Origin of the sequence: Streptomyces lanatus (assembly GCF_014655715.1) — a bacterium.
Lineage (GTDB): Bacteria > Actinomycetota > Actinomycetes > Streptomycetales > Streptomycetaceae > Streptomyces > Streptomyces lanatus.
In genome coordinates, this window is sequence record NZ_BNBM01000001.1 from 502,850 (window position 1) to 520,092 (window position 17,243).

Genomic DNA, 17,243 nt, shown 5'->3' on the forward strand with positions numbered 1-17,243 from the left:
ACGGGCCTTACGCCCCCAGCCTGACACAACGGTCTTCCACGGCTGCCGGTTCCCTCCGTGAGCGGCGGCGGGGGGAACTCAGCGCCCGTCGTACCCCGCCGTCGGCATGGACAGCCGCCGATGCACCCGCGCCTTCATCTGCGCGTCGTACCGCGGCTCGGCCCGCCCCACCGTCTCCACCCGCACCCCCCGCCGAGCGCACTCGGCGGAGAACTCCTCGACGGAGGACAACGCGCTCTCCAGCACCCTCCGGCTGGGCGCCACGAACAGGTCGAGGCCGGGCCGGACGCCCTCCCACAGGACGCCGTGGTCCGCCCGCAGCCCCCGTACGAGCAGCTCGCGGGCGACGACGTACCCGTGCTCCGCGGCCCAGCGCGCGCACATCGCGTGCTGGCTGCGGGAGTCCACCAGGAAGGGGTCGGCGTCCAGCTCTTCGAGCGGCGTCAGACTGGCGATGGCCGTGACGCGCACTATGGATGGCCCCATGGCGTCCCCCTCACCTCCGGGTTTCGCCGCCGACCCTACTCCAGCCCGTACGCTTCGGGGAGTCGCGCGAAGGAGGCAAAGAGGTGCCGGTGGAGATCACCTGGTGGGGTCACGCCACCTGCACGGTCGAGGACTCGAACGTGCGCGTCCTCACCGACCCGCTGTTCGTGCGCCGGCTCGCACACCTGCGCCGCCGCCGGGGTGTGCTCCCGGCGCCCGACGCCCGGCGCGCCGACGTCGCCGTGGTCTCCCACCTCCACGCCGACCATCTGCACGTTCCCTCACTGGTCGGGCTGCCCCACGGCACGCGCCTGCTCGTGCCCCGGGGCGCACCCGAGGCCGTGCCCGGACTGCGCCGGCTCACCCAGCTGCGGGTGATCGAGATGTCGCCGGGCGATGTGACGACCGTGGGTGACGTGGCGGTACGGGCCGTTCCCGCGCGGCACGACGGGCGGCGGCTGCCCGTCGGACGGCACCGCTCCCCCGCGCTCGGCTATGTCATCGAGGGCGAGGCACGCACCTACTTCGCCGGGGACACCGGGCTGTTCGACGCGATGGCGAAGGAGGTCGGCCCGGTCGATGTGGCGCTGCTGCCGGTGGGCGGTTGGGGGCCGTATCTCGGGGAGGGCCACCTGGACGCGGGGCGGGCCGCGGAGGCGCTGACCCGGCTCGCGCCGCGCAGCGCCGTGCCGGTGCACTACGGCACCTACTGGCCGATCGGCATGGACGCCGTGCGCCCCCACGAATTCCATGCGCCCGGTGATGAGTTCGTACGCCTCGCGGCCGAGCGTGCTCCCGGCGTGTCCGTGCACCGGCTCGCACACGGGGAGAGCGTGCGCCTGGGGGTGGCCCGGTGACGATGCTGGCCGCGACGGCGACGACGGTGCCGCCGGAGTCGACACAGCAGGCGATCGGGTATCCGTCGCTGTTCCTGCTGGTGTTGATCGGGGCGCTGGTGCCGGTGGTGCCGACCGGGGCGCTGGTGAGTTCGGCGGCGGTGGTGGCGTTCCATCAGACGGCGCCGTTCTCGCTGGCGCTGGTGTTCGTCACGGCTTCCACGGCCGCGTTCCTGGGGGACGCCACGCTGTACTGGCTGGGGCGGCGCGGCATGGGCTCGAAGAACGGGTCGCGCTGGCTGGAGGCGATTCGCTCGCGGGCGCCGGAGGAGCGGCTCGCGCAGGCGCAGGGGAAGCTCGCCGAGCACGGGGTGGCCGTGCTGGTGCTGTCGCGGCTGGTGCCGGCGGGGCGGTTGCCAGTGATGCTGGCTTGTCTGCTGGCGGAGTGGCCCATGCGGAGGTTTGCGCGGGGGAACTTGCCGGCGTGCCTCGCTTGGGCGGTGACGTATCAGTTGATCGGGATTCTTGGGGGGTCGCTGTTTCCGGAGCCGTGGGAGGGGGTTGTGGCGGCGGTGGGGCTGACTGTGGTGATCAGTGTGGCGCCTGCTTTGTGGCGGCGGGTTCGGGCTGCCAAGTGAGGTTGCGTTGCGGGGTGAAGGTTGTACGTGGCTGGTCGCGCCCACGCGGCGGAGCCGCATATCGATACAGCCCCGCGCCACTGAAGGGGCGCGACCCTCACCCGGCGATTTCAAGCACCCGTGAGCCGCCCACCGGCAGATCCCACAGGTCCTCCCTGTCCCGTCCCGCCTTCTCCCACGCCGCCCGTACCCGCGTCAGTGGTTCCAGGACCGGCTCCGCCGACAGGACGAACGTGCCCCAGTGCATCGGTGCCATCCTTCGCGCGCCCAGGTCCATGGCCGCCCGTACCGCCTCCTCCGGATCGCAATGCACGTCGCTGAGCCACCACCGGGGGTCGTACGCGCCGATGGGGAGCAGGGCCAAGTCGATTCCGGGGTAGCGCTCGCCGATGCGGGCGAACCAGTGGCCGTAGCCCGTGTCGCCCGCGAAGTACACGCGCCGGCCGTCGGGCGCCGTCAGTACCCAGCCGCCCCACAGGCTGCGGCAGGTGTCGACGAGGGTGCGCTTGGACCAGTGGTGGGCCGGTACGAAGTCGAAGCGGACTCCGGACAGTTCGGCCGCCTCCCACCAGTCCAGCTCGGTGACCCGGGTGAAGCGGCGACGCCGGAACCAGGGGGCGAGTCCGGCCGGTACGAACACCGGGGTGTCGCGCGGGAGTCGGCGCAGGGTGGGGGCGTCGAGGTGGTCGTAGTGGTTGTGGCTGATGACGACCGCGTCGACGCGCGGGAGGGCGCTCCAGGCGATGCCGACGGGGGTGACACGGGCCGGGGTGCCGAGGATGCGGCGGGACCAGACGGGGTCGGTGAGCACGGTCAGCCCGCCGATCCGTACGACCCAACTGGCGTGTCCCGCCCAGGAGACGGCGATCGTGCGGGTGTCCACCCGCGGCACCGGGGCGGGCTCGAAGGGCAGCCGCGGGATGTCGGCCAGGCCGTCGCGGCCGGGGCGTACGGAGCCCTCGCGGGCGAAGCGGGCGAGGGCCTTGATGCCGGGCAGCGGGGCGGTGAGGCGGTCGTGGAAGGTGCGTGGCCACACCCGGCGTTCGAAGAGCGGGCGGGGTTCGGCGAGGGGCGGGAACGTGGTGTCCGTACGCCTCGTGGTGGTGCGCCTGGTGGTCGACTCGGACTGCTGCGTCATCGAGGAGGCTCCCGTCGCTGAGCTTCGTCGCGTAGATCGTCGAAGACCGACTTCAAGTGGATCAACGCGCGTTGCACATGTGGCAGTTCCAACGGCGAGGGTGAACTCATGCATTCCGCGCGTTCCTCGTCGGTGCCCGCGAGCAGCGGTCCGGTGGACAGCCGGACGCGCAGGGCGGCGAGGTCGTCGCCGAAGCGGTGCCCGCCCGGCGCGGGCATGCCGAGCCGGGCGGCGAGGTGGTCCTCCAGGTCCTGGGCGTCGCCGACGCCCCGCGCGGACAGTCCTGCGCGCAGGGGGCCGAGGTCGATGTACAGATGCCGGCCGGCCCGCGGGGGCCGGGCCAGGGCGCCGGCCTTCACGGCGGCGGTGTGCGCGGCGGCGGCCACGCGTGCGTGCAGGCGTACGGTGGCGGCGATGCGCGCGGTGACCGGCTCGGGCTCGGCGAGCGCGTACGCGGCCGCGAGGGCGACCGGTCCGGCTACGCGGGCGCCGAGTGCGGTGAGCACGTCGAGCACGCGCGCGTGGAGGCCGTTCCCGGCGTCGTGCGCGGGGAACCTGGCGATCGCGGCCGGCCAGCCGGGCGGGAGGTGGGCGCCGGCCAGGTCGGTGACGACGGTGACCCGCTCGGGCAGCATCTCGGCGGGGCTGACCAGCACGGTGTCGTGCGGGGCGTGCACGGTGTCGCGCCAGGTCTCGTCGCTGACCAGGTGCAGTCCCTCGCCGGTGGCGGCCTCCACGGTCTCGTGCAGCACCTCGGGCGGGGCGACGGTGGCGGTCGGGTCGTCGGCGACGGACAGCACCAGCAGCCGTGGGTCACCGCCCTCGGCACGGACCCGGCGGACGGTCTCCAGCAGGGCGTACGGGTCCGGGACGCCGCCGGACTCGGCCGGTGTCGCGACATGGAAGACCGGTCGGCCCAACAGGCGTGCGTACGGCGCCCACCAGGCCGCGCAGGGCCTCGGCACCAGGACGTCGCCGCCGAGCGCGAAGGTCAGCGCCAGCAGCAGGGCGGGAGCGCCGGGGCCGGCCACCGCCTGCCCGGGCTCGGTCGGCAGTCCACGCCGGCCCCAGTAGCCGCACGCCGCCTCCAGCAGGGCGTCGCCGCCCCCGATGGGCTCGCTCTCGGCCCGGCCCGCCGCCGCGGCGAGCACGGCGGCCAGTTCGGGCAGCACGGGCAGCCCGTCGTCCGGGAGCGGCGGCCCGTAGCGGACGGGGCCGTGGCCTTCGGGGTCCGTGCGGCGCATCCGTGCCTCCGCTGTGCCGTGTTCCGGGTGCTGGTTCTGGGGCTCCTACGGGGTGGGGGCCGGGCTGTGCGTACCCATCGTGGCGCGAGTGCGTGGGCGGGCGCAGGGGTTGCGCCGATCAGCGCCGGTCACGGGGCGGCCGTACGGGTCAGTCCTCCGCGGCCGGGGTACGGCGGCGCAGCCGGTAGACCGCGCCGCCGGCCGCGCCCGCGATCAGGAGGCCGCCAGCGACCAGGGCGGGGACGGAGTCGGTGAAGGTACCGCCGGTGCCGGCCTGCACTCCGTGCTCGGTGGAGGCGCCGCCGTCGTCGCAGTCCTCCGCGTGGGACCCGCCTTCGCTCCACCCGGGGTCGGTCTTGTCGCCTCCGGTCGGTGCTTCCCAGCCGGGCGCGGCCGTCCCGGCGTCGGTCCCGCCGGTGTCCTCCTCGCGCTTCCCGGTTTCGGACTTGGACCAGTCCGAGCCGGACTCGTCGCACGTACGGCTGCCGCCACCGCCACCACCCAGGCCGCCCTCCGGATCACCCTTGCCGGCCTCGCCACCACCTGAACCGTCACCACCACCCCCGCCCTTCCCAGCCACCTCGAACGTCGCGCTCCACTCCTTCCCCTCCTCGCCGGCCGCCGCGGGGCAGGTGCCGTCGACCGTCCAGCCGGATTCCGGGGCACTTTCCGTGTCCTCGGCCGCGGGGACACGCGCGGTGCCGCTGTAGGCGGGCCCGGCGGCCTTCTCGTCATTGCCGGAGACCCGCTTCAGGTCGACGACGCCGTCCTCGAACGCCTGCGAGACGCCCTCGATGCTCTCCGGCGCGGACCCGCCGGAGGCATCGCAGGAGACCGAGACGGTGACACTGCCGCCCGGCGAGACGGTCCCGGGGCTGACCTCGGCGGCCGGGTCCGCGGAGGCGGTCGGGGCGGCGGCGCCCAGAACGGTGCCGGCCAGCGCGGCGACGGACAGGGCACGGGCGGTGCGGCGCATGGGGTGAGCTCCTTCGGCCGACGACTGCAGGGGAACGGCGATCGCGCCCCCGCAGCCCATGACAGCCCGCCGGACGCCCGTGCGCGCGCGGCCGGGCACCATTCGCGGGACGGGGGACGGCCGAGTGGGTGACGCGAGATGGGTCACCCGGTGGACGGGGAGCGGGCCGAGCGGCGGGAGCGGGCCACGTAGAGACCGAGTCACCGGAGCGAACCGCATCGCCGGAGCAAGCCACAAACGGACCGCGCCCCCGGGCGCCCGTGAGACCGGACCGCCCAAGGGAACCGACCTCAATCCATCAACGCCGCCAAATCCCGCTCCAACCCCCGCCCCCGCCGACCGACCACCCCCGCAGCGACATCGGCCAGCTTCCGATTCGTGCCCTGGGAGATGCGGCGCAGTACTCCGAACGCCGTGTCGGCGTCGCAGCCGAGGACGTGCATGACGATGCCGCAGGCCTGGTCGACGACGGGGCGGGAGCGCAGGGCGTTGCCGAGGTGGTCGAGTTCGGTGAGTGCGGCGCGGTAGGAGCGGTCGCGGACGAGGCAGCTCGCGGCGAATTCGCCGAGGGCGTGCACGGGTCCGTGCCGGGCGTCCTCCAGGGCGCCCGGACGGAAGCTGTAGAGGCTCAGCGTCACCGTCAGACCGGACCGGCGGAACGGGAGCGTGACGCTGGAGCGCACGCCCGAGTCGAGCGCCATGGCGCGGTACTCCGGCCAGCGCTCGTCGTGCAGCAGGTCGGCCGAGTCGACGGGCTCGCCGCGTTCCAGGGCCGCCGGGATGGGCCCGTCACCGGAGCGGAACTGGACGGCGACGAGTCCGGCGAGGTCGGGATGGGTGACGGCGCCGGGCCGCTCGGCGTCCGGTTCGGCCACCATGCTGCTGGCCCCGCAGCACTCGGCGGTGCAGCGCACGGCCTGCTCGGCCAGCGCGGACAGCCGGCGTCCGGGAAGGGCGGCTTCGGCGGACTCGTCCCCCCAGTGCTCCACGCGTTCGTGAGCGGGCATCCTCAACTCCTCCCTCCTTCCTTGCGCGTTCCCGGTCCCGGGCGGGGAAAACAGCCGGAGAACAGGGGGAACCGGTTGGATCCCGGTCGCCCCGGAACGCATCGACGCGGGCTAGGTTCATCCCCATGGAGAAGGCGGACGGATTCGGTGACGAGCTCGCGGATTTCGTGCGCCGCGTCGCGGAACTCAAGGCGGCGCGCTCCGTGTCCGAAGGGGACCTGCCGACGGTCCTGGACGCCGCGATCTTCGAACTCGACCATGTCGCCGACCAGTTGTGGCCGTGGTACGAGCGGCTGTCCTCGGGCGGACTGCCCCGTACGTCGTCCGCGGACCGTCAGGAGCAGCATCTGCTGCGCGCGGTGTTCCAGCGGTTCCCGCTCCCGGTGGCGCTGGTGGACCGGGAGACGGTGGTGCGCCGACTGAACTTCGCGGCGACGTCCTTCACCGGTGTGCGGTCCGGCTATGCGACGGGGCGGCCGCTGACGGGGCTCCTCGCCCACGCCGACCGTGCGGCGTTCCGTTCGCAGGCCGCCGCGGTGGCCCGCGGCGAGGGCGACCGCAGCCTGAGCGTGCATCTCCAGCAGCACCCGTCGGCCCCGGTCCAGGCGACCCTGACGGCCGTACACCCGACCGGGGAGCCGCACACCACGGTGCTGGTGGTGCTGCGGCCCGGGGCGCCGACGCCGTCCACGCCGGTCACGGCGCCGCCCCGGCCGCCGGACCTGGCCGAGACGACCCGGCAGGCGGCCCTCGCGGACCTCCAGGACGAGATGACGACGGCTCTCCTGACCGCACCCCGCGGCGACCGCGGGACGGTCCTGCGGCGCGCGGCCCGGGTCCTGCACGGCACCTTCGCCGACTGGGTGATCGTCGACACGGCCGCCGGGCGGATGAGCCGTACGGCCGTGCTCGCCCCCTCCGAGGAGGAGGCCGCAGTTCTCGCGGCGCAGGACCCGGCCGACTGCCCCCTGGTCACGGACACGGCACGCACCGCCTCCCCGTCCCTTCAGGTGCGCCCGGAGAACCCGGACGCCTTCGGCAGGGACGCCGAGGGCGCCCCCGTCCTCGTACAGGCGAACGTCACCTCACTGCTGTGCGTCCCCCTGGCGGCCGAGGGCGCGGTACGGGCCGTGCTGACGCTGTTCAGATGCGGTCCTCGCGCCCCGTTCTCCATGGCGGAGGCGAAGGCGCTGGACACGATGGCCCGTCACATCACGCTGACGATCGTCAGGCCGCATCCTCGAGAACCTGCTCCCGCACCCGATGGCAGCAGCGGCTGATGAGCCGGGACACATGCATCTGTGAGATGCCCAGTTGCTCCGCGATCCGGCTCTGCGTCATGTCGCCGAAGAACCGCATGTAGAGGATCGCCCGCTCGCGCTCGGGCAGCGCGGCGATCCGTGGCTTGACGGCCTCGCGGTCGACGACCGTGTCCAGCGCGGGGTCGGCCGACCCCAGCGCGTCGCTCAGCGAGTACCCGTCGTCGCTGCCGGGCAGTTCCGCGTCCAGCGACAGGGCGGTGAAACTCTCCAGGGCCTCCAGGCCCGCGCGGACGTCGGCCTCGTTCATGTCCGCGTGCTCGGCGATCTCGGCCACGGTGGGCCTGCGGCCCGAGACGTTCTGCAGGTCCTGTACGGCGAACCGGACACGGTTGCGCAGGTCCTGCACCCGGCGCGGCACATGCAGCGTCCACATGTGGTCGCGGAAGTGCCGCTTGATCTCACCGGTGATGGTGGGGACGGCGTAGCTCTCGAAGGCGTTGCCGCGGGCGGGGTCGTAGCGGTCGACGGCCTTGACCAGGCCGAGGGCCGCGACCTGACGCAGGTCCTCGAAGCTCTCGCCGCGGCTGCGGAACCGGCCGGCCAGTCGGTCGGCCATGGGCAGCCAGGCCTCGACGATCCGTGCGCGCACGGTGTCGCGCTGCTGCCCCTGGGGCAGTTCGGCGAGCCTGCGGAAGTCCTCGGCGGTGTCGGGGGCGTCGTCGTGCGGGTGGTGCTTCGCGCTCACTGCGGTGGGCATGTGCGTCGCAACTCCCTTGGTTGTGCACTGGCTTGGACGGTCACCGTGGGAGTGGGGGCGCGCACCGGTACCGGGCACACCCGTGGTGGGAAGTCACCGATCCCACGGACGTGCCTCCTGTCCGAAGCACTGTTCGTCCGCCTGCCCGTCCTCGGGTCGCTCAAACGCCCGTGCGGGCGAACGCTCAGTCGCGCGGGGCCGTGGCCCTGATGCCGGCGAGCACCACGCCGACGATGCGATCCGCGTCGGCGCGCGTGAAGGGGCGCATGCCGCGGTTGACGATCAGATGCACCGGGCCGGAGATCATCTCGCCCAGGAACGCGCTGTCGACCGGGGGGAGTTCACCGCGGTCGACGGCGGTCTCCACGCGGCGCCGCATGGCGGCCACACGCTGGTCGAGGATCTTGGTCAGCGCCTGGACGGTGGCGGTCTGGCGGGCGGGCTGAATGGCCTGTTCGAGAGTCCGGCCGAACGGCGTCTCCAGGCCGCCCGCGAGGGCCAGCGTGAAGTCCACCAGGTCCCGGTGGATGTCGCCGGTGTCGGCGACCGAGGCGAGGTCCTCGGCGTAGCGCAGCAGGGCTTCGACGACCAGTTCCTCACGGTCGGGCCAGTTGCGGTAGACGCTGGTCTTGTGCACGCCGGCGAACTCGGCGACCTCCTCGTAGCGGAAGCCCGCGATGCCGTCGCGTGCGACGAGTTCGACGGTCGCGGCGAGGATCTGCGCTCTCACCCGCGCGTTGCGGCCACCGGGGCGCCGCGCGGGCGGCCGGTCCGTGGTCCCGTCGGCCATCACCGCGCCCACCTCCTGTTTCTCCGCTGGGGTGCCGATTGTCGCCAGGTGCGTCGTTGCGGTGCAAGCCGGTGCCCAGTACTCTCGCTAAAAGCGACAGATTGTTTCTTTAATCGGTCCGACCGTCATGGCACGACTGTCACGGCACGACTGTCGCGGACCCACCTCAGCGAAACGGGGCACACACGTGAACATCCTTGTCTCCGGGGCCGGAATCGCCGGGCTCGCCTGCGCACTTGAGCTCGGCCGGCGCGGTCACGACGTGACCGTCGTCGAGCACGCCCCCCGGCTCCGGCTCACCGGCACACCCATCGACATCCGCGGCGATGCCATCGAGGCCGTGGAGAGGATGGGACTGCTCGCGCGGATCCAGCGGAAGCGGGTCCGGATGTCCGAGCTCACCCGATTCGTCGACAGCACGGGCCAGCCGGTGGCCCGGATCCCGATGGCCGAGGTCAGCGACTCCGACGACGACATCGAGCTGCTGCGCGAGGACCTCGTACGGATCCTCGCCGAGGCGCTCCCGGACACCGCGGCGATCCGCTTCGGCGACTCGGTCGAGACACTGGCCGACGACGGCGGCGACGGTGTCGACGTCCGTTTCGCATCGGGCCGGACCGGGCGCCACGACCTGGTGATCGGAGCCGACGGCCAGCACTCCGCCGTACGCGGGCTGGTGTTCGGGCCCGAGAAGGACTTCCTGCGGCATCTCGGTGTCTACTTCGCCCTCGCCGACCTCCCCGCCGAGGCGCGATCCGAGGGCGCCAACTCGATCTACAACGTCCCCGGCCGGATGGCGGGCGTCTTCCGGTACGGAGGAAGGGCCGTCGCGGTCTTCCAGTTCCGGTCGGAGTCGATCGACTACGACCACCGGGACCTGGACGCCCAGAAGCGGATCCTCATCGACGCCTTCGCGGGTCACCGGTCCTGGCGGATCCCGGAGTTGCTGGACGCGGCCCGCGCCGACCCCGGTTTCTTCTTCACCTCCGCGAGCCAGATCCACCTGCCGGCCTGGCACCGGGGCCGCGTCGCCCTCGTCGGGGACGCCGGGTACAGCCCGGCTTTCCTGTCCGGCCGGGGCACCTCACTGGCACTCACCGGCGCCCGCTTCCTCGCCGAGGAACTCGAACGCTGCGGCGACGACCACACCGTCGCGTTCGCACGGTACGAGGCCCGGCAGCGCCCCTACGTCACCTTCGCCCAGGACCGTGTCCACAGCGGTCGCGACCGCATGCTGCCGACCACCTGGGCCGCCATCGCCGCCCGCAACGAGGCACTGCGGGCGTCCGGCACCGGCGCGCACTGAACACACCCCTCGCCCCCACACCCTGGAGAGAGTTCATAGTGGAAGACACGCTGGAAAAGCCCGCCCCCGTCGCCCAGGAGCACCGCTGGAGCAAGCGGCTCGTCCTCTGGGCGGCGGTTCTCACCCTCGCCAACGTCCTGGCCGACGTGGTCATCGGCTCGCCCATGATGGTCCTGCCCCAGTTACTCGACCATTTCGACACCGACCAGGCCGCGTGGCTGAACGCGAGCGCGATGCTGGCGGGCGCCATCTGGTCACCGCTGCTCGCGAAGAGCTCCGACATCTTCGGCAAGCGCCGGATACTCATCGCCACGCTGGCCCTCGCCTGCGCCGGAGCGCTGGTCTGCCTCGCCGCCCCCAACGTATGGATCTTCCTGGTGGGCCGCTTCCTCCAGGGCGCAGCGTTCGCCGCGGTGTTCCTCACGGTGGCCCTCGTACGCCAGATCTGCAGCACACGGGTGGCGATGGCCGTGGTCGGGCTCGTGACGTCCGGCTCGTCGGTCGTCGGGATCATCGAGCCGTTCCTGATGCAGCCGGTCATCGATGTGTTCGGCTACCGGAGCGTGTTCATCGTGGCGGCGCTGCTCGCCGCGGCGGCCGCGCTCTGTGTGCGTTCCTTCCTGCCGGAGTCGCCGGTGCGCACCAGCGGCCGGATCGATGTGCGCGGGGCGCTCCTGCTCGGCGGCGGCCTCGGCGCGGTGCTCGCCTACGCCAGTCTCGGCAGCGACCTCGGATGGCTGTCCGGGGGCATGATCGCGCTGCTGCTGGCCGGTGCCGCCGCGCTGGCCGGCTGGGTGTTCCTCGCCCTGCGGGTCGACGAACCCATCATCGACATCCGGGCCCTCGGCGGCCCGATCCTGCTGACGCTGCTGGCGCTGGTGCTGGCGGCGGGCTCCTTCCGGAGCATGCTCCAACTGACCGGAATCATCGCCCAGGTGCCCGCCGACCTGGGGCTCGGCTACGGACTGGGCGACGGCGAGGCGGTCGCGGTGCTTCTCGCCACACCCAACCTGGGCATCGTCATCGGCGGCATGTGCGCCGGATGGCTCGCGGGCCGGTTCGGTCCCGCGCTGCCTCTCCTCGGCGGCATCGCCGTAGGGGTGCTGGGGACGCTCGCGATGCTGGCGGGCGTATCGGCCCTCCCGGTGGCGATCGCCTGCGGCGCCCTGCTCGGCATCGCCGCGGGCGCGATCGGCGCCTCCGGCTACAACCTGGCGACCGGCATCGAGGCGCCCGAGCGGCAGGGCACGATCGCCGGCGTGGTGTCGGTCGTACTCGCCCTGGGCTCGGTCGTCTTCAACATCGCCGGGGGCGAGGTGCTCAAGGCGACCCAGATTCCGGGGACCCTCGCCGACGGCGCCCCGGTGAGCACGGCGGCCGGTGTGCACCTCTACGTCGCGATGGCGGGCATCCTCTTCGTCCTCGCGGCGATTCCCGCGCTCATGCTGGCCCGCAACCCCGCCGTGGCGGTGCTCACCCGCCCTCGACGGCCGTGACCGGCCTGCCGCCGCGCGGTCAGAGGACGTCGACCACGAGGTAGCCGTCGACTCGGCGGAGGTGTTCGCTGTCGGGGTCGGGCGGGAGCGGGTGGCCGAGGTCGGTGGTGCGGACCTCGCCGATCCACTGGTCGTGCTGGTACTCGTGGTTGATGAGGGTGGTGAGCAAGTGGCCAGCGACGACAGTGAGTTGCGTCGGGGCGCCGACCCGGCCGGCCGCGATGTCACCGATGCGGGCGTGCACGCGTTCGGCGACCGTGGTGCGGAAGTCGGTGAGGCGTTTGACCGTGGGCAGGGTGCCGCGGAACTTCTCCGGGTTCGCCGAGTCCATCAGGGCGTCCAGCTCCGGGTCGGGGCTGGGCTCGGCCGCGGTGAGGTTGCGGATCATGAAGTGGGCGACATGGGCCTGGTGGCCCAGATGCCAGCCGATGGCGCTGGAGTTCTCGTGCGGGCGCCAGGTCACCTCGTCCGGGGTGAGGTCCCGCCACAGGTCGTCGGTGTAGGCACGGGCGCGGTCGTATTCGCGCAGCAACGCTTCTATCTGGAGCATGAGTTCGCCTCATCGGTGTGCGGGGACAGGACAGCGTGCGCCGCTCGCTCGCCGGCGGCGAGGGCACCCTCGATGTGCCCGGCGTACTGGTCGGCCGTCTCGGTGGAGGCCCAGTGCAGCCTGCCGTCCAGGGCGGGCCGTTGGTAGAGGGGGTGCCCGAACAGGGAGTGATCGGCGAGTCGGTGCGCGGCCGGCGGAGAGGTCCACCGCTCGCTGCTCCAGTCCTGAACCTGGAGCGTCTCGGGCTCGGCGGCCGCGGCACCGTAGAGCTGTGTCAGCTGGGCGATCACCGCCTGCTCGAAGCCGGGGCCCACGGCCCGGGCCGGGGCGAAGCCGAACAGGGCGGCCGGTCGCCCGCCGGGACCCGACATGTCATGCAGCTCCTGTAGGGGCCCGGTCCTGCTGAACGCCGCTCCCGCGAGCCCCGTCTCCCGCCAGAACGCGGTGGGATAGCGGGCGACGACCTTGGCGACCGCCCCCATCCACACCGGGGTCGTCCGGGCGAGCCGGGTCAGTTCCGCGGGGAGTTCCGTGGCGCCGAAGTCGATCCGGGCGAGGGCGAGGGCCGGAGGCACGGCCAGGACGACGTGCTCGGCGTGCAGCACCGAGTCCGGCGTACGGATGTCGAGCCCGCCGGTGGCTCCGGGGTGGATCGCGGTGACCGGGGTGGCCGGCCTCAGAACGTCCGTCGGCAGCTCGGCGGCGAGCGCCTGGGCAAGGGCGTCGGCCCCCGGCGTGAAACGCCGGGCAGGCGCATCGAGCAGGTTGCCGTGCAGCCGCCGTATGCCGGTGGCGTCCTGTACGAGTGTGTCGCCCGCCAGATGCTGTTCGAACGTGGCGATGCCGAGCCGCGCGACGAGTTCTGCGACACGCCGCTCCCCGTCCCAGAACCAGGTGGCCCCCAGATCGAGGGCGGCCGTGCTGAGCAGCCGTCCGCCGACGCGTTCGCGGGCCTCCAGGCACAGGACGTCACGTCCGGCGGCGGCCAGGGCGGCGGTCGCCGTGAGGCCGGCCATCCCGGCGCCGACCACGACGACGTCATGCCGATTCATGTTCTCTCCGTCTTCAGCGGCGGTCACGCGCCGGTGGTGAGGACCATGCGGAAGCGGGCCCTGCCTTCCTGCTGGGTGTCGAGCGCCCGCTGGGCCTCCTCCAGCGGGACGGTCCGCACCTGGGGCCGGACTCCGGTGGCGACCGCGAAGCGCATGGCCTGCTCGGTGTCGGCGGGGCTGCCGGTGAGATGGCCGGAGACGCTCCGTGCCGCCATGACGAGCTTGGCCAGGGGCAGTTGCAGGGGCGCTCCGTCGAAGCCGACGACGGTGAGCCGCCCGTGCGGGGCGAGCCCGTCGACCAGTTCGGCCAGCGGCTTGGTGCTGGAGGCGGTGGACAGGATCAGCCGCGCCCCGCCCAACTTGCCCAGCGCCGCGCCGGGTTCCTGCCGCTCGGCGTCGATGTAGTGCCGCGCGCCCAGTTCCTCGGCGAGCTTCCGCTTCTCCTCGCCCCGGGCGATCGCCACCGTCTCGAACCCCATGGCCGCGGCGAACTGCACCGCCAGATGCCCGAGGCCCCCGACCCCGAGGACGGCGACCAGGTCACCGGGTCCGGCGCCGGAGTGCCGTAGCGCGTTGAAGGTGGTGACGGCGGCGCAGCCGAAGGGGGCGGCCTCCGCCGAGGACAGGCCCTCGGGGATGCGCGCGAGCGTGGTGGCGGGAACCGTGAGGGTGCTCGCCCAGCCGCCGGGATACGACAGGCCCGGGACCTTCCGCTCCGGGCAGTGCACGACATCGCCGGTACGGCAGGCGGAGCAGTGCCCGCAGCTGCCGCCGAACCAGCCGACGGCCACCCGCTCCCCCACGGCCCACCCCTCCACCTGTGGGCCCAGCTCCGCGATCACACCGGCGACCTCGTGGCCGGGAGTGACGGGGAAGCCGGTCGCCGGGGCGGGATTGCGGACCGTACCGATGTCGGCGCCACAGATGCCGGTCGCTGCCACGTCGATACGTACCTCGCCGATGCCGGGTGTCCGCGCCGTCACCGGCACGACCCGTACGGGAGCGCCGGGCTCCGTCACCTGTGCGGCCCGGTGAATTCCCTCGGCGTTCTGGGACACGGGTCTCTCCTCGCAGTAGAACCTCGAAAAGGCGAAAAGGGGGATATGGGCGGCGGGTCAGTTGCGTCCGGCCATGACGCCGCCGTCTACGTCCCAGATCGCGCCGGTGACCCAGTCGGTCCGGCCCGACAGGAGGAAGGCGACGGTGGCGGCCACGTCGTCGGGGGTGCCGGTGCGGCCGAGGGGGTGGAAGGTGTTGAACCCGTCGAGGGCGGAATCGACGTCCGCCTTGGGGATGAACTCCTCGTAGATGGGGGTGCGCACGACGGCGGGGGCGACGGCGTTGACCCGGATGCCGTGCGGGGCGAGTTCCATCGCGAGGTGCTGGGTGAGGGAGTGCAGTCCCGCCTTGGCCATGGAGTACGCCGACGAGGGCGTCGCGGCGACGGCCTGGTGGGCCCACATGGAGCCGATGTTGACGATGGCCCCCTGTGCGCCGCGGGCGATCATGTTGCCGGCGACGGTCTGGGTGAGGAAGAAGAAGGCCCGGTTGATGGCCTGGTAGCGGTCGTAGTCCTCGGGGGTGTGGTCCAGGAAGGGCTTGGGGGCGAAGACCCCGGCCGCGTTGACGAGGAGGGTGGCGTCGGCGTGCTCCTCGGTGAGGGTGACGCGCAGGCGGTCCACGGCCGCGGGGTCGGCCAGGTCGGCCGCCAGGCCGGTGGCCTTGCCGTGGGCGGACAGGGCGTTCGCCGCCTCGTCGGCACCGGACTGGGTGCGCCCGGTCACGACGGCGGTGCCGCCGGCTTCGAGGATGTGGCGGGCCACGGCGTGCCCCATGCCGCTGGTGCCGCCGATGACGACGACCTTCTGGCCGGTGAAATCGAGGGGGGTGCTGGGCATTCGGTGCTGCTCCTGAGTCGGTGAGCCGTCCGGACGCGGCAACGTTAGGGACTCCGAGCGAGGTCCGGTAGCGGATCACTCTGAATCAGGGCATAAGCACTCTGTATGGCTGGCGACTCTGTATGGCTAGCGCGCCGCGGCGAGCCCGTCGGCCAGTCGGAGGAGGTCACCGGCGAGGGAGGACTCGGCGCTCCACACCGCCTCGAAGGAGATCTGCACCTCGCGGCCCTGGTCAAGCAGCGGACGGTGCGGGACGTCGGGCGAGGTGAGCTTGGAGCGGGGGACCATCGCCGAGCCCAGGCCCAGCTTCGACCAGCCCTCCAGGACCTGATAGCTGGCGGCCTCCCCCGGATAGGTGTTCAGGGGCATCTCGTGCCGTTGGAAGAGCTGGGTGGTGAAGGTGGTCAGGCCGCAGGTGTCCGGCACCAGGATGAACTGCTCCTTGCCGGCCTCTTCCAGTTCGAGCGGAGCGTCCTGCGCGGGCTCGGGAGTGACCACGACGATCGGCACGACGTCGATGACCCGGTGCTCGAAGCGCGGCATCGCGGCCACGGCCGGGATCAGGACGATGTCGAGCTCGCCCGCGCGCAGGGACGCGCGCAGATCCTCCATGTTCGCCTCGCGCAGCACGAGGTCGCGCGGGACGGGAAGGTCGCACACCTGGCTGAACACCCGGGCGACCAGGTCGGAGCCGATCAGGGGCGACAGACCCATGCGGATCTTCTGCTCGCCGGGCTCGGTCAGCCGCCGGGCCTCCGCCGACACCGCGTCGAGGGCGACCAGGGCCTGCTCGATCAGGGGCAGGATCCGGGCGCCGAACGCGGTCTGTGTCACTCCGCGCGGTGACCGGTCGAAGAGCTTGCCGCCGAGGCGCTCCTCCAGTTTGGCGATGCCGTTGGACAGGGCCGGCTGGGTGACGCCGTACGCCCGGGCGGCGGCGCTGAACGACCTGGTCTCGGCGACGGCCTGCGCATAGCGGAGTCCTTCGGGGTTCAGTCGATCGCGATCCGTTATGGCCATGCCTCGTCGCTCCATTCACCGACGTCCCCTACCGGCCTCTTCGTGCCGCCTGTGGTGGACGTCCGCCCTTGGAGCATAACCAGCGGTTATGGAAACGTCGTGCCGTGGGACGGGTCAGTGGCCCAGCGCCGCCCCCTCGGGCCGGTCCTCGTCCTTCTCCCGTGGGAGCAGCAGTTCCTCGTAGCGTCCCAGTGCCAGCACGATGCCGAGCATCAGGAGTGGGAGGAGCACAGCGAGCAGTGCCATGGCCTGGTCCTTCCCCAGTTCGCGCGGGGGGTGAGGGCCGGGTCACCCGCCTTTGGGAATGCAAACCCCGTGTCGGGCTCCACTCATCGGGTACGCGGTGCGCAGCACCGAGAACTGGAGGGAGTCATGCAGCGAGGCAGTGACCGGCTGAGCGTGCACCGCGACGACGAGATGAAGCACGAGCTCCAGGGACTCCTGCGGTCCGGGCACCCCACGCGCACCGAGGAGTGGCATGATCCGGAGCCGTCCGCCGAGGACGATCCGCAGGTCGCGGGTGGGCCGGTGGCCCCGGGTACGTCGTCGGCCGACCTGGCGACGGTCCGGCTGGAGCTGGCCCGGATCCTGGGCCGTGGCGCCTTCCCGGCCAATCCCCGGGAGCTGATCGGCGAGCTGCGCCGCGGGTATGCACCCGACGCGCTGGTGAAGCCGCTGGAGCGGCTGCCGCGCGGCAGGCGCTACGCCAACGTCCAGGAGCTGGCCGAGGCCCTGACGAACGAGTGACGAGTAGCGAGCGACGAGCGGCGAGCGCCCGGCCACGGGG

The 17,243-nt window shown here is 72.7% G+C and carries 19 protein-coding genes; 6 read left to right on the forward strand and 13 right to left on the reverse strand.

Translation table 11 applies throughout. The features are described 5' to 3' along the window. Positions 1-78 precede the first annotated feature (78 nt). The gene (locus IE325_RS02165; RefSeq protein WP_190067895.1) at positions 79-486 is read right to left on the reverse strand and encodes a hypothetical protein; all 408 of its coding nucleotides are present in this window, start codon (positions 484-486) and stop codon (positions 79-81) included. Between the two features lie 83 nt (positions 487-569). On the opposite strand from IE325_RS02165, the gene IE325_RS02170 reads away from it, so the two are divergent. Together IE325_RS02170 and IE325_RS02175 are read left to right on the forward strand one after the other, a co-directional pair. Continuing rightward, positions 570-1,343, forward strand: coding sequence for an MBL fold metallo-hydrolase (locus tag IE325_RS02170; RefSeq protein WP_190067896.1), 774 nt, complete (start codon positions 570-572; stop codon positions 1,341-1,343). A 2-nt stretch (positions 1,344-1,345) separates the two neighbouring features. Then, complete coding sequence (locus IE325_RS02175; RefSeq protein ID WP_190068489.1) at positions 1,346-1,960, forward strand: DedA family protein; 615 nt, start codon at positions 1,346-1,348, stop codon at positions 1,958-1,960. Positions 1,961-2,057: 97 nt separating this feature from the next. Here IE325_RS02175 and IE325_RS02180 read toward each other — a convergent pair whose 3' ends face one another. The 4 genes from IE325_RS02180 to IE325_RS02195 all read right to left on the reverse strand — a co-directional run bounded on the left by IE325_RS02180 (position 2,058) and on the right by IE325_RS02195 (position 6,325). After that, positions 2,058-3,098 carry an MBL fold metallo-hydrolase gene (locus IE325_RS02180; RefSeq protein WP_190067897.1) on the reverse strand — a complete coding sequence of 347 codons (1,041 nt, stop codon included), beginning with the start codon at positions 3,096-3,098 and terminating at the stop codon, positions 2,058-2,060. Next, entirely contained in the window at positions 3,095-4,342 is a 1,248-nt protein-coding gene (locus tag IE325_RS02185; protein WP_190067898.1) for an aminotransferase class I/II-fold pyridoxal phosphate-dependent enzyme, read from the reverse strand. Before IE325_RS02185 ends, IE325_RS02180 begins: the two co-directional genes overlap by 4 nt. Positions 4,343-4,490: 148 nt before the next feature. Next, positions 4,491-5,318 carry a hypothetical protein gene (locus IE325_RS02190; protein ID WP_190067899.1) on the reverse strand — a complete coding sequence of 276 codons (828 nt, stop codon included), beginning with the start codon at positions 5,316-5,318 and terminating at the stop codon, positions 4,491-4,493. Between the two features lie 290 nt (positions 5,319-5,608). Continuing rightward, complete coding sequence (locus IE325_RS02195; protein WP_190067900.1) at positions 5,609-6,325, reverse strand: ANTAR domain-containing response regulator; 717 nt, start codon at positions 6,323-6,325, stop codon at positions 5,609-5,611. Between the two features lie 125 nt (positions 6,326-6,450). Between IE325_RS02195 and IE325_RS02200 the strand changes: the two genes are divergently transcribed. Then, positions 6,451-7,605 (forward strand): GAF domain-containing protein, encoded by a 1,155-nt coding sequence (locus IE325_RS02200; RefSeq protein WP_190067901.1) that lies wholly within the window; start codon positions 6,451-6,453, stop codon positions 7,603-7,605. On the opposite strand, the gene IE325_RS02205 is transcribed toward IE325_RS02200, so the two are convergent. Beyond that, entirely contained in the window at positions 7,553-8,344 is a 792-nt protein-coding gene (locus tag IE325_RS02205) for an RNA polymerase sigma factor SigF (RefSeq protein WP_190067902.1), read from the reverse strand. The genes IE325_RS02200 and IE325_RS02205 overlap by 53 nt on opposite strands. Positions 8,345-8,528: 184 nt before the next feature. Beyond that, the gene (locus IE325_RS02210; protein ID WP_190067903.1) at positions 8,529-9,134 is read right to left on the reverse strand and encodes a TetR/AcrR family transcriptional regulator; all 606 of its coding nucleotides are present in this window, start codon (positions 9,132-9,134) and stop codon (positions 8,529-8,531) included. Between the two features lie 187 nt (positions 9,135-9,321). Here IE325_RS02210 and IE325_RS02215 point away from each other — a divergent pair, with 187 nt between their 5' ends. Together IE325_RS02215 and IE325_RS02220 are read left to right on the forward strand one after the other, a co-directional pair. Beyond that, the gene (locus IE325_RS02215) at positions 9,322-10,440 is read left to right on the forward strand and encodes an FAD-dependent oxidoreductase (protein WP_190067904.1); all 1,119 of its coding nucleotides are present in this window, start codon (positions 9,322-9,324) and stop codon (positions 10,438-10,440) included. A gap of 38 nt (positions 10,441-10,478) precedes the next feature. Continuing rightward, positions 10,479-11,936 (forward strand): MFS transporter, encoded by a 1,458-nt coding sequence (locus IE325_RS02220; RefSeq protein WP_190067905.1) that lies wholly within the window; start codon positions 10,479-10,481, stop codon positions 11,934-11,936. A 19-nt stretch (positions 11,937-11,955) separates the two neighbouring features. Here IE325_RS02220 and IE325_RS02225 read toward each other — a convergent pair whose 3' ends face one another. The 6 genes from IE325_RS02225 to IE325_RS46615 form a co-directional block, all read right to left on the reverse strand. Next, complete coding sequence (locus tag IE325_RS02225) at positions 11,956-12,486, reverse strand: DinB family protein (protein ID WP_190067906.1); 531 nt, start codon at positions 12,484-12,486, stop codon at positions 11,956-11,958. Then, positions 12,474-13,538: a flavin monoamine oxidase family protein gene (locus IE325_RS02230; RefSeq protein WP_190067907.1), complete on the reverse strand. Its 1,065-nt coding sequence runs from the start codon at positions 13,536-13,538 to the stop codon at positions 12,474-12,476. Before IE325_RS02230 ends, IE325_RS02225 begins: the two co-directional genes overlap by 13 nt. Before the next feature lie 23 nt (positions 13,539-13,561). Further along, complete coding sequence (locus IE325_RS02235) at positions 13,562-14,596, reverse strand: alcohol dehydrogenase catalytic domain-containing protein (RefSeq protein ID WP_229911616.1); 1,035 nt, start codon at positions 14,594-14,596, stop codon at positions 13,562-13,564. 57 nt (positions 14,597-14,653) lie between these two features. Continuing rightward, positions 14,654-15,436, reverse strand: coding sequence for an SDR family NAD(P)-dependent oxidoreductase (locus tag IE325_RS02240; RefSeq protein ID WP_190067908.1), 783 nt, complete (start codon positions 15,434-15,436; stop codon positions 14,654-14,656). A gap of 126 nt (positions 15,437-15,562) precedes the next feature. Continuing rightward, positions 15,563-16,456 carry a LysR family transcriptional regulator gene (locus IE325_RS02245; RefSeq protein ID WP_190067909.1) on the reverse strand — a complete coding sequence of 298 codons (894 nt, stop codon included), beginning with the start codon at positions 16,454-16,456 and terminating at the stop codon, positions 15,563-15,565. Positions 16,457-16,570: 114 nt separating this feature from the next. Then, positions 16,571-16,702 carry a hypothetical protein gene (locus IE325_RS46615; protein WP_268256324.1) on the reverse strand — a complete coding sequence of 44 codons (132 nt, stop codon included), beginning with the start codon at positions 16,700-16,702 and terminating at the stop codon, positions 16,571-16,573. 126 nt (positions 16,703-16,828) lie between these two features. Here IE325_RS46615 and IE325_RS02250 point away from each other — a divergent pair, with 126 nt between their 5' ends. Then, positions 16,829-17,203, forward strand: a complete 375-nt coding sequence (locus IE325_RS02250; RefSeq protein WP_190067910.1) for a DUF2795 domain-containing protein — start codon at positions 16,829-16,831, stop codon at positions 17,201-17,203. The last annotated feature ends 40 nt before the right edge of the window (positions 17,204-17,243 follow it).

Excerpts from the sequence above, each read along its gene's own strand:
- IE325_RS02165 (WP_190067895.1), bottom strand. The coding sequence starts at position 486 with ATGGGGCCATCCATAGTGCGCGTCACGGCCATCGCCAGTCTGACGCCG.
- IE325_RS02175 (WP_190068489.1), top strand. The coding sequence starts at position 1,346 with ATGCTGGCCGCGACGGCGACGACGGTGCCGCCGGAGTCGACACAGCAG.
- IE325_RS02180 (WP_190067897.1), bottom strand. The coding sequence starts at position 3,098 with ATGACGCAGCAGTCCGAGTCGACCACCAGGCGCACCACCACGAGGCGT.
- IE325_RS02185 (WP_190067898.1), bottom strand. The coding sequence starts at position 4,342 with ATGCGCCGCACGGACCCCGAAGGCCACGGCCCCGTCCGCTACGGGCCG.
- IE325_RS02190 (WP_190067899.1), bottom strand. The coding sequence starts at position 5,318 with ATGCGCCGCACCGCCCGTGCCCTGTCCGTCGCCGCGCTGGCCGGCACC.
- IE325_RS02195 (WP_190067900.1), bottom strand. The coding sequence starts at position 6,325 with ATGCCCGCTCACGAACGCGTGGAGCACTGGGGGGACGAGTCCGCCGAA.
- IE325_RS02200 (WP_190067901.1), top strand. The coding sequence starts at position 6,451 with ATGGAGAAGGCGGACGGATTCGGTGACGAGCTCGCGGATTTCGTGCGC.
- IE325_RS02205 (WP_190067902.1), bottom strand. The coding sequence starts at position 8,344 with ATGCCCACCGCAGTGAGCGCGAAGCACCACCCGCACGACGACGCCCCC.
- IE325_RS02210 (WP_190067903.1), bottom strand. The coding sequence starts at position 9,134 with ATGGCCGACGGGACCACGGACCGGCCGCCCGCGCGGCGCCCCGGTGGC.
- IE325_RS02225 (WP_190067906.1), bottom strand. The coding sequence starts at position 12,486 with ATGCTCCAGATAGAAGCGTTGCTGCGCGAATACGACCGCGCCCGTGCC.
- IE325_RS02230 (WP_190067907.1), bottom strand. The coding sequence starts at position 13,538 with ATGAATCGGCATGACGTCGTCGTGGTCGGCGCCGGGATGGCCGGCCTC.
- IE325_RS02240 (WP_190067908.1), bottom strand. The coding sequence starts at position 15,436 with ATGCCCAGCACCCCCCTCGATTTCACCGGCCAGAAGGTCGTCGTCATC.
- IE325_RS02245 (WP_190067909.1), bottom strand. The coding sequence starts at position 16,456 with ATGGCCATAACGGATCGCGATCGACTGAACCCCGAAGGACTCCGCTAT.
- IE325_RS46615 (WP_268256324.1), bottom strand. The coding sequence starts at position 16,702 with ATGGCACTGCTCGCTGTGCTCCTCCCACTCCTGATGCTCGGCATCGTG.
- IE325_RS02250 (WP_190067910.1), top strand. The coding sequence starts at position 16,829 with ATGCAGCGAGGCAGTGACCGGCTGAGCGTGCACCGCGACGACGAGATG.